Below are 12742 nucleotides of genomic sequence, written 5' to 3' on the forward strand. Positions count from 1 at the left end.
AGGCCGTCTTGCCCATGCGCTATCGCCTCGTGAACCCGCCGCCCAGCTTCACAGGCCGGACCGGTGAGCAGGCCTGGCTTCGTGAAGCGATTGGCCGCGCTCCCACCGTGCTTGTCTACGGCCTTGGGGGCATGGGCAAGACGTCGCTCGTCGTCAGGACGTTACATACCGACTTCCCCGAGCGCAGCGAGCGCGTGGTCATGCTGACATTGACGGCCGGCCACGACGGTAAGCTGGTGCTCGTGGAGCTGCTGCGAGCTCTGTCTACGCTGGGCGGTATCGAGCACGTCGATTTGAAGTCGCTGCTCGGGAACGTCGAAACTGCCCTCCAGACGGTCCTGGACCTCGCAGAGCAGAGCTGCGTGTGGGTGGTCATCGACAACTTGCATCATGCTCCGAGCGAGCTGAGCCAGAGGCTCCTCGGCACCATGGCGGCCTATGCGCGCAAGAGCCGCTGGATCGCCGTCAGCCGTGTCGACCCGAACATCGACGCGCTGGAGCTGCAGTGCCTGCGGCTCGATGGTATGCCCGACGCCGACCTCTTGGCGCTGGGACGGCTCCTCTGGCCTGGCCGATCAGAGGAAGTGCTGCGGTGCGCCGTCGCTGGCGCCGGCGGCTCACCTTGGCGCATGAAGCAGCTCCTCGGTGGCGGCGCTCTCCGAAGTAATCCCCTGACAGGTCTTCCCCCGCAAACCGATGCCTTCGTGACCCTGCTACAGGCACTATCCGAGCCGCTGCCGCTCAGGCTCATGGCGCGTCTTGAGCGCGTGCCGGCCCCCGACGAGCTCGCCGAGCTCGAGCGCCTGGGCATCGTCGAGCGCAGCGGCGACGGCTACCGACTCCACGACGACGCGCGTTTGCGGCTCGAAGCGACGAGGACGGTGGGACGAACGTTGCACCTGCGCATCGCCGAGGGGCTGTCCAACGGGAGCGAACCCAGGGCGCAGCTCGCCGCGCTGCGCCACTACTGCGCTGCTGGCGACATTCACCGCGCCACCGAGCTGCTGCGAGCGGGGAGCGAAGCCCGCTTGCTTGCGGCCGGGTACGGTCGCGAGCTCTGGAGCGTCCTCGCGGCGCGGAGCGAAGCCGCCTTCACGGGGGTTCGACTGCGCTGCGCCGTTGGCATCGGTGATGTCGAGGCGCTCGCCGTCGTGAGCGTTCCGGAGCGCGCCGGACCGGCAGAACAGCTTCTCTGGGCGCAAAGGCACCTCATGCTCGGCCAGCTCTCCGACGCGCTCGCGGTCGCCAAGGCCGTCCATGACAGCGCCGACGCGGCAGGCGACAACGCCACCGCGCTTGAGGCCGGGCTCGTCGTCGCCACGGCGCTCGTTCAGAGCGGGCGTTCTGCCGAGGGCCTCGAGTGCCTCGAGGCGCTCGCGCCGGTCGTGCCTCAAGACCGAACGCGCATCGACGCCGTGCGCGTGCGCTGCCTGGCGGACCTCGGCAGGTGTGACGAATCGGTGGCGCTGTGTAACGATTTGCGCACGCGCCTGAATGACCTCGATATCTCGACGCGCGTCGAGATATGCCATCAGGTGGCGATCCCGACGATCGCGTCAGGAAACGTCAGGCTTGCGACCAGCATCTTTGATCTGGTCCCATACAGCGATGCGGATCGCACCCTCTCGACGCACCACTCGCAGCTCTTCCTGACAGCACGCGCCGCTGCGGCGCTCAACGCCGGCCGGCTCCATGAAGCGCGGCAGATCCTCGCCAAGCTCGGGCCATTTCTCGATCGCGAGGCGCTCTTGCAGCCCGCCATCGACGTGCTCGAGTGCTCGCGCCGCGTCACCACCGGTGAGCTCGATGGCGTTGCTGATCTGCTGCGAGGCGTGGCCGGGCGAGCGCGGGACCGAGATGACGCGGTCGTGGTTGCCATCGCGCGATGTCTCGAGCTCGCGCTGTTCACGCTGCTCGCCCAGCCTGCCCCGGATGACGACCTGGCACGCGCGTATGTTGGTGTCGAGACGCCGATGGGGTTGAATTGCACGTTGCTGAAGCTGCGCCTCGACCTGCGGCTTACCGCCGTCGGCTCGGTGCCATCAATGCCCACCCTCGAGTCGCCCATGGAGTCGGAGAGGGCGCTCATCGCGGAACAGGTCTTTTCCGTCGGCCACCTCGTGCGTGGCGAGCTCGAGGAGGCCGTGTCGCGTAGTCGACGAGCTGTCGCCGCGGCGCGGCGGCAAGGCCATCCTTTGCACGAGGCAAACTCCCTGCTCCTTCTCTCGGATTGCCTCCTGTCGGCGAGCCGGTTCGATGAGGCGCGTGAAATCGCGCAGACGGCGGTCGCGTTCATCGAGCCGTTCGGCTCCGAGAGGCTCTCTGCGAGCGCGCAGCTCGCGGCGACGCTGGCGCGCGACGAGCCGCCCGATCCTGTTGCGCTCGAGCGCTTCGCCGAGCTTGGCAAGGTGGCGCCCGACGTCGCCCGGCGCGCGCAAGCCCTGCTCGGCGCGCCCACCTGCCTCGACGCGGTCGAGCGCCGCGTCCATCAGGCCCTTGTGGCACGCGCGACGGGCCAGGTCCGCACCGTCCATGCCGTCGCAGGGGCGTGGCGCGCTGGCTGGGGCATCGATCGCCCGCGCCGGCGCGCCTGGCTACCGAAGGGCCGAGTCATCTACTTCACCACGAGGCCGCTGCTCTGGCGCATGCTCGAGACCCTCGTGGTGCGCCGTGAGGCCACGAAGGAGACGCTGGTCAGGGAAGTGTGGGACGAGCGCGCGTATCACCCCGTTCACCACAACAATCGCCTGTTCACGACCGTCAACAAGCTGCGCCAGCTCATTGAGGACACGCCCGCTAGGCCGACGCGCATCGTCACCGGCGCCGATTCCTACCGCCTGGGCATGGACGAACCGGTGCGCGTGCTGGACTAGCCAGCACCTCGCCTGCCGGTGGTGCCTCGCGCGCGTTACCCAGCTGGACAGCACTTCCTCTGCCGGCGAGCCTCTCCGCGGCCGCGACGATGCTGAGCTCGGGGAGAGCGCCCGGTGAGCCGAAGTAAGCGGAAGTAAGCGGCCACCGATCACCTGGTTGCTAGCTTCCCGAGGCGCAGGGCGAAACAGGCGGCGGAGCCCTGGTGCCGTCATGGCTCGGTCCGGGCCGTGGACGACGTGGCGGAGCTCTCCTCGCTTCAGGAGGCTCGCGTCAGCGTGCAGTCGCATGACAAGGGGTCGAACACCTCTTCTTGGAAAGTAAGAGTACTATGAAAAAAATGATCACTGGATTTGGCGTGATGATGTTGTGGCTTGTCGGCTGCGTTGCCGAACCGTTGGAGACGTCCGTCGACACGGCGGACGTGGGCGAGGCGCAGCAGAGCCTCTCCGCCTGCATCGCGCAGAAGCACGCCGACCTCGGCGGGGTTGGCGGTCCGCTTGGAGCGCCGATCTCCGCCGAGCTCACGACGACCGACGGCCTGGCGAGATACCAGGTGTACCGGAGCGGCGCCGTGTATTGCCACGCCACGGAGGGCGCTCACGAGATCCACGGCCCTGTCCATCAGCTCTGGGCCAGCCTCGGCGCGCACGAGTCTGGCCTCGGATACCCGGTCTCCGACGTGACCCAGATATCGACCGGCGAGTACTGCGATTTCGAGAACGGCGTCGTCTACCTGCCGTCGGGTGGTGCCGCCCGGGTGCTCTCGCCTGCGTTCTCCGCCCCGTCCAGCTTGGTGGTCTCGGCCATCGATGGCGCCGTCAAGGCCAGGTTGGCGCAGGAGAGAAAGCTGTACAACGTGACGGACGGCGCCGTGTCCATCGAGGGATACAGATACAATCCCGTGAGCGGAATCGTCGAGGGTAGATCCTACAAGGTGCACTATGACATGAAGGCCCGAGTTCCCTTCAGGGACGCGAGGGTCGGGCTCGATCTGTGGATCGACGTCGAGGTCTGGTCAGGCGCCGTGCATGGGATCCTCCGCCGGTGGAGCAGCGACGTCGATAGTGGGCCCGTCCGCGCCAAAAAGATCAGAAAGAAGCTCCGAGCGCAGCTGGACCCGCTTGTGAACCAGCCGTGGGCCGGCAGCGACATGAAGATCCCTGTCGCGAACGCCTTCATCGTGAAGGTTCTTCAGGACGGAAGCGGCGCCGTTTACGCCGCCGATTGACCGAGCGGGCGCTCTGCTCGCAACCCGCGCTCAGCGAGGCAGTTCGAGCGGGGCGCATGTCGAGACGCCGGCGGCGACGATGAGGACGCCGATGTTCGTCGTGTAACCGCCCCTACGCCGCACGGACAACGGAGTCCGAGGTCCCGCTCGATTCCGCTGTTATCGATCTTTAGCGTGCTGCGGGAAGTCGCTCCAGATCGGCAGAAAGACCGTCAAGGCGCCAAGGCCGCCAAGAGGAGAGGGGAAGGGGCGTCCCGGCATCTCCCCTCCTAATTCCCTGGTTTCTTGGCGCCTTTGGCGTCATGGCGGTTCGCTTCGCAGCCCGACTTCCCGCAGTCGTGTTAGTACGACAGCCGCACGTCGATGAGCGCCGAACGAGCTGGGCGTCACCAGTGTGCGGACGAGCCACGCGTCGCGATCGTCCGCCCGCTCATCGAAATCCGCGTAGATTCCGCGGCGTGCGGCTGTAGTACTAGTACAGCGAACCGAAGAACTCCCGCACATCGGCGGCCAGCGCCGTGGGCGTCTCCGTCGCCAGGAAGTGCCCGCCGCGCGAAAGCTCGGTCCAGCGCACGATGTTGTGGTCGCGTTCGGCCAGCCGGCGCACCGCCACGTCCTGCGTCAGCGACACGGCCACGGCCGTGGGCACCGTGCCGCGCGGCTTGGGCGCCCAGCCGGACGGGTCGTTGAAGGCTTCATAGTACAGGTTGGCCGAGGGGCCGCTGGTGCCGGTGAACCAGTACAGGCTCACGTTGTCCAGCAGCGCGTCCAGGCCCACCGCGTCCTCCGGCAGCGCGGCCGCTGGATCGGTCCATTCCTTGAACTTCTCGACGATCCAGGCCAGCTGGCCCACCGGCGAATCATGCAGCCCGTAGCTGAGCGTCTGCGGCCGCGTGCCCTGGATGTGCGCGAAGCCCATCATCCGGTCCCGGAAGTTCTGCAGCCGTTCCAGGCGCTGCTGCTCCGAGGCCGTCAGGCCTTCCAGCTCGGCGGGGTCGCCGGAGGGAAACGTCACCAGCGCATTGCAGTGCACGCCTCTGACATGCTCGCTGTCGATGCGGCCCAGCTCCGTCGCGATGAACGCGCCCACGTCGCCGCCTTGCACGCCGTAGCGTGTGTAGCCCAGGCGCTGCATCAGCGCCGCCAGCGCACGGGCACAGCGGCCGTGGTTCCAGCCGGCGTCGGCCAGCGGCATCGAGAACCCGTGACCCGGGATCGACGGGATCACCAGGTGGAACGCCTGCGAGGGGTCGCAACCGTGGCGGCGCGGGTCGGACAGCGCGTCCGCCACGCGGTCGAACTCGGCAAAGCTGCCGGGCCAGCCATGCAGCAAGAGCAGGGGCTGCGCGCCCGGCTCGGGCGAGCGCAGGTGTACGAAGTGGATCGTCTGCCCATCGATCCGGGTGGTGAACTGCGGGCGGCTGTTCAGGTGGGCCTCGCAGCGTCGCCAGTCGTAGTGGCACTGCCAGTGCCCGGCCAGCCGCTGCAGGTAGGCCACCGGCACGCCCCTCACCCAGTCGCCGCCCGGCAGCTGCGCCGGCCAGCGCGTGCGCGCCAGGCGTTCGCGCAGGTCGTCGATGTCGGCTTGCGGAATGTCGATGCGGAAGGGGTGGATATCGGAGTCGCAGTGCATGGGGGCCCTCGGGTTTGTCGAGTTTGCCGGTGCGAGCCAGCGACGGGACCGTATCCACCGGGGTGGGCCCGGTCTTGGAAGAAAACGACAGGCTCAGGCCTCGCCGGACCGCCTGGGCCCTCAGCGCTTGGGCCCGGGCCGGGCCGCAGCCCGCACCACTTCGCCGGGCGTCCTGCCCATGATCCGCTTCAGCGAATTGCCCAGGTGCGCCTGGTCGGCGTAGCCGCAGGCGGCAGCCACGTCGGCCGGCGCATTGCCATGCATCAGCTGCTCAAGCGCCGCCTGCGCGCGGTGGATCTGTGACAGCTGCTTCGCCGTGAGACCGGTGGCGCTCAGGAACCGGCGCTGCACCGAGCGCAGGCTGGTGCCGGCGGCATCGCCTTGCAGCACGCGGAACACCACCGGGTCCGCCACCAGCAGGCCGGCCCTGATGAGGCGTGCCACCAGATCGTCGGCGTTCTCGAGGTCGGGCACCTCGAACGCTTGCGGCCCCAGCAGGAACGAGCGCGAATTCGCCAGCGGGCGCAGCACGCCCTGGTCCAGCATGCCCATCGCCGGCACCCCCGGCATGAACACGCCTGGCCGGAAGGCGATGCTCAGGTACTCGTCGCCGGTCTCGTAGCCCAGCATCACCGGGTGCGTGATCAGACCGGTATGCAGCACCTGCAGCCGGCCGCGGCGCTTCATGAACACGAGGTCCCAGCAGCCGTCGGGCAGGGACTGGTCCTCCGCGTCGTCGCCATAGGCGACGCGCGTGATCCGCTGCACCAGCGCATGGTCGCTGCCGCGGATGGAGCGCGTCGTCCTCATGGGCAGCTTCCCTTCGTCATGCTGCGCAGTATGGCCGACCCGCGCCCCAAGGCGAATTCCCACGCCGGGCGCGGGCGGCTGCGGTCCACCGCGAGCCCGGGTGGATCGCAGTCGCCCCTCTCCACCTACCTGGCGTCGCTCCGCGGTGAGGAGGCCTGTCGTCGCCGGAGGGCGAGCGCGGCGACGACCACCGTCAGGAGGCCAAGGGTGTGATTCCCGCCGACGCCCGCGGCGCGGCAGCCGCAGCCCTCTCCGTCACTGGAGGCGTCGCCGCCCCCGCCGGCCGCGCCGGTGCCGCTGCCTGCGCCCCCGCCCGTGCCGCCCGCGCCGCCCGCCTCACCCCCGCCCGAGCCGCCGGTGCCGCCGCCCATCCCGCCCGAGCCGGCGGCGCCGCCGCCCGCGCCCCCGTCGCCGGAGGGCCCCGGCGGCGGCACCGTCGCGCAGTCGCCGAGCGAATGCTCGAGCGCGCCGAGCGTGAAGCTCCCGCTGCCCGGCCGCCCGCGCGCGCAGTAGTCGTCGGTCACCGCGGTCTCGGCGGGCGCTTCGCCGACGAGCGACGCCACATCCCCCTTGAGGTGCAGGTCTCCGAGACTCGGATTCTCGTACCAGGTCTGGAACGTCGCGAGTCCCACCTCGGCCAGGTTGTCACTCTCCTGGTGTGTGGCCCCGTCGCGGTCGCGGATCTTGCCCGTGAGCACGTTGCCGCGCGCGACGCCGCTGGTCGTCGCGAAGCGGAAGTCGATCCCGCTCGTCGCGATCAGCGTATTGAAAAGAAGCCGCGTGTCCGTCGCGCGGTTCAAGTAGATCCCGACGTCCGAGCAGCTCGCGATGATGTTGTTCCGCATCGTCCCGCCGGTGTGCTCGACCTCGCAGGGCACGTCGGGGTCGTAGGCCGGGGCGCAGTACTCCGCCCCCGTGCCGCCGCCGCCGAACGACAGCCCGATGCGCGCCCCGTCCGGCGAGCCGGCGGTGGTGCAGACGACGAGGTTGCGCTCGAAGAGCCCGTCCGAGCCGCCGCTCTTCATGAACGCGGCGTAGCTGACACCGTCGCCGCCGTCTTTCTGGAAGTCGTGCAGGTAGGTGTCGCGCACGGTCCAGCGCTTGCCGCCGTCGATGTTGATCTTCGTGACGGGCCTGCCGGTCCTGCGCGGGTGGCTGTCGAACAGCTCCGATAGCTCGATCAGCCCGTCGTCGGGGGCCGTCCAGACGCCGTCCACCTGCGCGGCGTTGATCTTGAGCTGGGCGTTGAAGTCCCGCACCCTCGAGCGGCGGAGGGCGAAGCGGCTGGCAGCGCCGAACACGTGGAACGCATGCTCGCAGTCCGAGTCGTCGGCGCAGACGCCGCGGATATCGAGGTCTTCGAAGTGCCAGTTCGGGCCGCTGACCTTGAAGCCTTCGAGGCCCGACAGCTCGACGATCGCGCCGAGCGGCTCGGCGGCGCGCACGACGATCGGCGAGGCCTCGGTGCCTGCGGCCGCGCAGGAGACGCCGTCGAAGGCGTAGGTGCCCGAGGCGAGGACGATCTCGTCGCCGGCCTTGGCCGCGCCGATCGCGGCGACGAGCTCGTCGGTGGTGCCGACCGGCACGACGGCCGCCGCGGCGGGGGCGGCGAGGAGGAGGGAGGTGAGCAGGGCGAGCGGAGCGACGGGCGCGCGGCGTAGCGACATGGCTGCCAGGATGCGCGGGTGCGCTCGTCCGTCAAGACGGCGCGTGCGACGTGTGACGGCCGCGCTCACGCGCGCGGGGCGAGCACCTGAAAGCGCCGTCCGCTGGATAACACGTACGGGTCCTCGCCGGCTGCGAGCACGTCGTGCTGCTGGCTCAGCTGATGACCCGGCTGGCAACAGGCGAGCGTGTACGCGACGTTCCAGCGCAGCCGGGCGAGGACATCGTCGATGGGGACGTGGGCGTGCACGAACGTGACGAGCACGGGCATGTCGGGCAACGCGTTGAGCCGTTCGACCGCTGCGAAGACGTCGGCGCGTTGCCAGGCGAAGCGGCGGATGCCGAATCGGGTGCGCCAGGCCTCGACCAGCGGCTCGTTGAGCACCGGATCGACGCTGACGTTCTCGGCCTCCGTCTTCAGCGCGAACAACGCCCCGGTGCGGGCGTGGGCGCCGTCGCCGACGTGGATGACCCGGCACGGCGCGCCGGACATGAAGGGCCGCAGGTGCTCGAGCGCCGAATAGCTCTCGGTCATTTCCTTGGCGGGGCGCGTGGCTTTGGCGAAGAGCGGCCACAGGGCTTCGAAAGACCCTCGACGCATCAGGCGATCGAGGTAGTCGCTGCTCGCTGAGCCAGCGTCCGTGTGCGGATTCACGGCGGTCGTTCTATCACCGGGCGCCGGAGCGCGTGGCCCAAAGCGCCAGCTCGACCGCTCGCTCGATCCTTTGCCTGCCTTCTGGCTTTCGGAGGTTCCATGTCCTCTCGTTCCCGCCCGCTCCCGCCCGCGCTCGCCGCCCTCGGGGTCGCCGCCCTCTCAGCTCCCGCGCGCCGAGGCTGACGCCGCGTGGGACGAGACGTGGGCGGCGGCGCGGCGCGACGGGGAACGGATGCTCGTCGCCGCGTGAGCGGCCTCGCTACGCCGATGCGAGCGCCTTGATGTCGGCGACCTCGAGCACCTGCCTCGGCGCCCCGCTCGTCACGGAACGCACCATCGCGCGCTCCACGTCTTCGAGCTTCAGGGCCGGGAGCACGAGCTTCATGAGCGGGACGAGCGGAAGCAGGAAGCGGTAGACTCGCTTCAGGTTCTTCTGTCCCGGCACCGGCGTCATCAAGCCCGGCCGGAAGTTGTAAACGCCGCGGAAGGGCAGGCGCATCAGCGCGTTCTCGGCCTTGCCCTTCACGCGCGCCCACATCACCCGGCCCTGCTCGCTCGAGTCGGTGTGCGCACCCGAGACGTGCGTGAGCACCATGCCGGGATTGAGGCGCGCGAGCGTCGTCGCGAAGGCGAGCACCGTGTCGTACGTGATCGCCGTGTACTCCGCCTCGCTCATGCCAACCGAGCTCACGCCGGCGCAGTAGAAGCACGCGTCGTAGCCCGAGAGCCGCGCTTCGAAGGGGCCGAGCTCGCGAAAGTCGGGGATCAAGCGCTCGTCGAGCTTCGGATGCGCGTGCCCCGACGGCCGGCGTGCCACCGACAGGACCCGCTCGACCGTGGGATCCGCGAGACAGGCGAGCATCACGCCTTCGCCGACCATGCCGGTCGTTCCGGTAACGATGACCTTCATGGTCGCCATGTTCGATCCGAAGCGCCGGCGGCGCAAACCCTGGGACGAGCGAGCGTCCCCCTTCTTTCACCTGGACGGCGGCCGCCGGATCTCGATCCGATTCGTGTAGCTGCCGGCGGCGTGACCCACGCTGTCCCAGCCGCGCCCCACGCTCGTCCCGGCCAACGTGAGCGTGAGGTAGGCCGCGGACGAAGGGTCGTTCGAGGCGAGACCGAACTCGAACGCATTCTGCGGCAGGCCCCAGCCGGCGGTGGGCGAGAGCTCCGTCGAGAGCTGCCGTGACCAGTCGGCGAAGACGATCGTCGCGAGCTCGCGGGGTGGCGATTCTCCCTTCTCGACGAGCACGACGCTCAGGGGTTCGCCGCGGGCGAGCCGGCCTTCGCCGAGCGTCGTGAACGGCCCCTTCTCGGCATCGCTCGCCTGGACGACGCGAAACGTGCCGCCGGCGTCGAGGTACGCGAAGCGCGCGGGCGCGCCGAACGGATAGTCGAAGTGGATCACCTCGACAACGACCTCGGGGCAAGGCGAGAACCGCAAGCCGAGCCGGCGATGGCCGGTGATCGAGACGCGCGTGAAGGAGTTCAGGTGCGAGAACACGGGCGCCTGAAGCGCGGTTCGCGCGTCGATGGCGGCAGATTGATCCGAATCGGCCCTCACGCGCAGGCTCCCCTCGTCCGCGTAGTCCACCGCGAGCTCGCGATCGGCGCGCTCGAAGCGACGAACGGGCGAGTCGCCGCGCCATTGCAGGGGCGCGAACACCGTCCAGAAACGATCCGGCGAGCGCGAGATGAACTCGAGCCGCGGCTCGACGACGATGCCCACCGCACCCGCCTGCACCGAAACCTCACCCGAGTCCGGTACCAGGCGAAGCCACGGGGCCACGTCGAACGAAGCGGGCGCAGCGAGTGATCGCGTCCAGCGATCGCCGTCGAGCTCGACTTCGGGCGCAGCCAACGGAGCTGTCGAGGGCGCCGGCGCTCGCTGCGCGGCGATGAAGCCCGCACCGAAAACGACACCGGGCAGCGCAGCGAGCCAGGTCAGCCGCGGCGGGACCCCGAACCGCCACCACGCCGTCGCGAGGCCCAGCGACAAGACAACCGCCAGACAACCCGCGCCGAGCGCGACCGTCCTGCCGCTCTCCGGGAACATGGTCCCCGCAGCGAGAGCCACCCCGAGCCACGCCGCCGGAAAGAGCAACAGCAACCCACGCGCGCCCGTCGACCGTCGCGCGGCCAGGGCACCGACGGCGATCACGCTCCCGAGCGCGACCGCCGGCAGAGCGCGGTTCGCGAAGAAACGCGCGTGAAGAAGGGGAAAACCGCCGGGAAGCAGCTCCCAAGCCGCGATCGCGGCGGCAGCATGCGCGAGCAACGCCAGCGACCAGAACACCCCGATGAGCGCCGCCGAGGTCGCTCTGGAGTGGCCAGCTGCTCCGCGATCAGGAGAACGTCGTTCTTTCAGAAGCCAGCTGCTCCTTCGTCACGAGCCGCGCCACGGGATGAATCCGAGCGAGGGCATGCTCGAAAGCAGCTTGCTCGTCCGCGCTCATGAGCGCTCTTTGTCCGAGGTCGAGCTCGACCTGCTCGAGTGAAGGCAGCCGCGAAAGGAGCTCGATCAGACCGTCGAGATCGCGCGTTCTGGCCCGGAAGCGTGCGTTTGCGAACTTCCCGCCCTCGTTGGCCTCGAGCTCGAGCCAGCCAGCGGAGTCGCTGTGGATAAGTCTCACGCCCGGGCGAGCCGGCGCGGAGCTCCACAGCTCGAGATGCGCCACGACCCGCACCGTCAAGTCGGTGAGCGTTCGGCCCCACGGAGCGAGGTCCCACAACTGCTTCCACACCGTGCTCTCGGGCACCATCGAAAACTCGATCTCGAGGTCCAGGGACGTGAGCTCGGGAAGGCACTGCACTCGAAGCAAGCGCTCCAGATCATCCGTCGACGCGAGCTTGGCGCCGAGCCGCCACAACGGCAGCTCGGTGCCGAGCGCCTCGAGGCTGCGCAATCCCGAAGAGCGCACGCCGTCCAGCACCTGCAGCGACCTCATCGCGCGCGTGATCGGCTGGATGTCGTCGATGAAAACCCCCTCCCGCAGCGGAAAATCTCGCGGGTCGAGCAGCTCGAGCTGCTCCACCGTGCTCCAGGCCGGATCCTCCGCGCACGCCGCCACAGCGGCATCGCTCGCAAAACACGCCGAGACGACCTCTGGAAAGCCCTTGCTGAAAGCCATCCCGGACGGACCTACCACGACCCGCAGCGAACCGAGCCACTCGGCCCAATGAGCACCGAGCGCCGACGTTTTTCCCCGATCCAGTCCATCGGTAGCTAACTGTTCCACGATGTACGCGCCGCGCGGATCGCCCGCGGCGACCAGCCTTTCGGCCAGCGCACGCTTGGGAGCTCGCTCGGCGGGGGTGGCATAGACGGCATCGAGCCACGGACGAAGCTCCGCGGAAGGTTGCACGATCTGGTCGATCGCGCCGTCGGGCTCGAACCACGGCTGAAGCAGCGGCGCGACGATCTCGACGGATACCGGGTCGGTGAGCTTGAGGCACCTCGACAGGAAATTGCCGCGCGCACGCCGGACCAGGGCGTATGTCGTGAAAGTGACGTCGTCTTTGCAGTAGGCGAGAAAGGCTTCGGCGTTGCCGGGCCGCTCATCCCAGCCATCGAGCCATGATGTCCACGGGAGATAGGTATCCCAGACCTCGCAGAAGTTGCACCAGCTCGAGACGTCGCCGCAGCGATGCTCGGCCGGAGGCGTCGCGTCACACGCATAGCGCAGCCCATGCTGGATCCCGCGGTAACCGCGCCTGACCTGGAAAGCGATCGAGCGCAGTCGCGGCCGCAAGCGGAGCACCGTCTCGGCAAAGCGCCGAAACGAAGCGAGGGTCTCGGCACGGATCGCCCGTCTCTGTTCGACGGGAAGCAGCGCAACACCCGCGCTCATCGTCCTCGACCACCGTCCATGGT

9 protein-coding genes are annotated in these 12742 nt (G+C 69.1%); 2 read left to right on the top strand and 7 right to left on the bottom strand.

The window, feature by feature from the left end; translation table 11 throughout:
• Nucleotides 1-14 precede the first annotated feature (14 nt).
• Nucleotides 15-2873, top strand: a complete 2859-nt coding sequence (locus WMF11_RS46350; RefSeq protein WP_437975292.1) for a hypothetical protein — start codon at nucleotides 15-17, stop codon at nucleotides 2871-2873.
• Between the two features lie 395 nt (nucleotides 2874-3268).
• On the top strand, nucleotides 3269-4102 hold the full coding sequence (locus WMF11_RS46355) for an LGFP repeat-containing protein (RefSeq protein ID WP_437975293.1): 834 nt from the start codon (nucleotides 3269-3271) through the stop codon (nucleotides 4100-4102).
• Between the two features lie 472 nt (nucleotides 4103-4574).
• Here WMF11_RS46355 and WMF11_RS46360 read toward each other — a convergent pair whose 3' ends face one another.
• From WMF11_RS46360 to WMF11_RS46390, 7 genes are all read right to left on the bottom strand, one after another.
• On the bottom strand, nucleotides 4575-5735 hold the full coding sequence (locus WMF11_RS46360; protein WP_437975294.1) for an epoxide hydrolase family protein: 1161 nt from the start codon (nucleotides 5733-5735) through the stop codon (nucleotides 4575-4577).
• Between the two features lie 120 nt (nucleotides 5736-5855).
• Nucleotides 5856-6545: a helix-turn-helix transcriptional regulator gene (locus WMF11_RS46365; protein WP_437975295.1), complete on the bottom strand. Its 690-nt coding sequence runs from the start codon at nucleotides 6543-6545 to the stop codon at nucleotides 5856-5858.
• Between the two features lie 125 nt (nucleotides 6546-6670).
• The gene (locus WMF11_RS46370; RefSeq protein WP_437975296.1) at nucleotides 6671-8212 is read right to left on the bottom strand and encodes an MYXO-CTERM sorting domain-containing protein; all 1542 of its coding nucleotides are present in this window, start codon (nucleotides 8210-8212) and stop codon (nucleotides 6671-6673) included.
• A gap of 65 nt (nucleotides 8213-8277) precedes the next feature.
• Nucleotides 8278-8703, bottom strand: coding sequence for a hypothetical protein (locus WMF11_RS46375; protein WP_437975297.1), 426 nt, complete (start codon nucleotides 8701-8703; stop codon nucleotides 8278-8280).
• A 421-nt stretch (nucleotides 8704-9124) separates the two neighbouring features.
• Nucleotides 9125-9775 (bottom strand): NAD-dependent epimerase/dehydratase family protein, encoded by a 651-nt coding sequence (locus tag WMF11_RS46380; RefSeq protein WP_437975298.1) that lies wholly within the window; start codon nucleotides 9773-9775, stop codon nucleotides 9125-9127.
• Between the two features lie 66 nt (nucleotides 9776-9841).
• Nucleotides 9842-10924: a hypothetical protein gene (locus tag WMF11_RS46385; protein WP_437975299.1), complete on the bottom strand. Its 1083-nt coding sequence runs from the start codon at nucleotides 10922-10924 to the stop codon at nucleotides 9842-9844.
• A gap of 289 nt (nucleotides 10925-11213) precedes the next feature.
• Nucleotides 11214-12719, bottom strand: coding sequence for a hypothetical protein (locus WMF11_RS46390; protein ID WP_437975300.1), 1506 nt, complete (start codon nucleotides 12717-12719; stop codon nucleotides 11214-11216).
• Between the last annotated feature and the right edge of the window lie 23 nt (nucleotides 12720-12742).

The organism is Sorangium sp. So ce295 (genome assembly GCF_051527405.1).
Taxonomy (GTDB): domain Bacteria; phylum Myxococcota_A; class Polyangia; order Polyangiales; family Polyangiaceae; genus Sorangium; species Sorangium cellulosum_B.

Excerpts from the sequence above, each read along its gene's own strand:
- WMF11_RS46385 (WP_437975299.1), bottom strand. The coding sequence starts at position 10,924 with ATGTTCCCGGAGAGCGGCAGGACGGTCGCGCTCGGCGCGGGTTGTCTG.
- WMF11_RS46360 (WP_437975294.1), bottom strand. The coding sequence starts at position 5,735 with ATGCACTGCGACTCCGATATCCACCCCTTCCGCATCGACATTCCGCAA.
- WMF11_RS46365 (WP_437975295.1), bottom strand. The coding sequence starts at position 6,545 with ATGAGGACGACGCGCTCCATCCGCGGCAGCGACCATGCGCTGGTGCAG.
- WMF11_RS46380 (WP_437975298.1), bottom strand. The coding sequence starts at position 9,775 with ATGAAGGTCATCGTTACCGGAACGACCGGCATGGTCGGCGAAGGCGTG.
- WMF11_RS46390 (WP_437975300.1), bottom strand. The coding sequence starts at position 12,719 with ATGAGCGCGGGTGTTGCGCTGCTTCCCGTCGAACAGAGACGGGCGATC.
- WMF11_RS46375 (WP_437975297.1), bottom strand. The coding sequence starts at position 8,703 with ATGTCCGGCGCGCCGTGCCGGGTCATCCACGTCGGCGACGGCGCCCAC.
- WMF11_RS46370 (WP_437975296.1), bottom strand. The coding sequence starts at position 8,212 with ATGTCGCTACGCCGCGCGCCCGTCGCTCCGCTCGCCCTGCTCACCTCC.
- WMF11_RS46350 (WP_437975292.1), top strand. The coding sequence starts at position 15 with ATGCGCTATCGCCTCGTGAACCCGCCGCCCAGCTTCACAGGCCGGACC.